1 protein-coding gene and 1 pseudogene are annotated in these 1,527 nt (G+C 66.6%); both read right to left on the reverse strand.

From position 1 onward, the window contains the following. Positions 1-383 (reverse strand): SLC13 family permease (locus tag GCT13_RS47645; RefSeq protein ID WP_265335356.1); only part of this gene is annotated, 383 nt, incomplete at its 3' end. Beyond that, positions 380-1,527, reverse strand: a pseudogene (locus tag GCT13_RS47650) (MFS transporter); the annotation flags it as partial. The gene GCT13_RS47645 and the pseudogene GCT13_RS47650, both read right to left, overlap by 4 nt.

Below are 1,527 nucleotides of genomic sequence, written 5' to 3' on the forward strand. Positions count from 1 at the left end.
GCCGGCGTGAGGACCACGGCCGTCGCATCGTTGGACATCAGGATAGTCACGACCGTGCCGACACAGTACAGCAGGAAGAACAGGCGCGTAGCCGAACCGTTTGCCTTTCGCGCAGCGAGCACCGCCATGTAGTCGAACAGTCCTTCCCTGCGCGCTAACTCTGACGCCAGCATCATGCCGGTGAGGAACAGATAGACGTCTGTGCCCTTGCCGACGGCATGCAGGGCCTCAAGCCACGGCAGCCTGCCCGAGACGCACAGCGTCAGGGCGCCGAGCACGGCCCAGATGGCTTCGGGGAGCCGGAATGGCCGCGTAATGACGCCCAGCGCGGTCACKGCCGCGATAGCCCAGACCGGAAACGGCGAATTGAGGATGGCGTTCATTCGGCAGTCTCCGTTGTGGAGCGGGGCGAGCGGAGCGCGCGCAACSYATGTCCTTGTGGCACGGCGGCYGGTTCYYCCTGCRGKCYGGTCTCGGGCATGAAWAGCGCGRARACGATGARCGCSRCYGTGGCGAYYATCGMSARKRCGAGAAATCCCGCGGCGAAGCCGAACCGGTCAACCACGAAGCCACTGGTCAGATTGCTCAGGCCGGCACCGACGCCAACCGCGAGTGACGTGGCGCCCTGCGCGACATTGAAACGGCCGGTTCCATGCATGAGGTCCGACGCAATGACGGTGGCGATCACCCCGAAGATGCCCGCCGAAATGCCGTCCAGCAGCTGGATGGCCACTACCGCGTACGGGTTGTCCGTGAGWGCGAAGAGCAGGCCTCGCACAGGCAGCACCGCAAGCGCCACCAGGAAAATCGTCCTGCGGCCAATGCCTGCGCGGACCGCACGGTTCACACCGGCGGCGACGGCGACCATCACCAGCTGGGCAGCAATCATGCACGCGCCCAGCCCGACGACATCCCGGTCAGGCGCGGCCTTCGCTATCATCTGGCCCGCGAGCGGCAGCATGGCGGCGTTGCCGAAATGAAAGAGCACGACGGTGGCGAGGAAGGTCAGGAAGTCCCGTCGCTGGACAAGCGCCCTGAGCGGCACGGGCCGACCYTTGCCGTCAGCRGTGCGAAGCACCTCGCCACCCCGCGCCAGTTCATGGTTGATGTCGTACGGCCGGACCAGCATGACCGCCAGTGCGCTTGCGGCGGCGAAAGCGCACACGAGGTAGAAGAGCCACACGGTYCCCGCATACTGGCCGAGTGTGCCGGCCAGTGCRGCGGCGGTGACGTTGCCGGCATGATTGAAGCCCTCGTTGCGGCTGATACGGGAGGCCAGGATTCTGTGCCCCACCACACCGAGGCTCAGCGCGGCAAGGGTCGGGCCAATGATGGCCGAGACGAGCGCCAGCGCCGTCTGCGTCAGCAGAATGACCGGTAGCGTTGGACAGCGGGCGATCAGCAGGCAGCCCGCCGCGACCATGCCAGCCGATACCGCAATGATGGCCCGCTTTGCACGCGTGGCGTCCACCAGCATCCCCGCAGGAATCTGGCTGAGCGCGGCGGCCACGCCGCTCGCGCCCATGA

Origin of the sequence: Paraburkholderia franconis (assembly GCF_009362735.1) — a bacterium.
In the GTDB taxonomy this organism is placed as follows: domain Bacteria; phylum Pseudomonadota; class Gammaproteobacteria; order Burkholderiales; family Burkholderiaceae; genus Paraburkholderia; species Paraburkholderia franconis.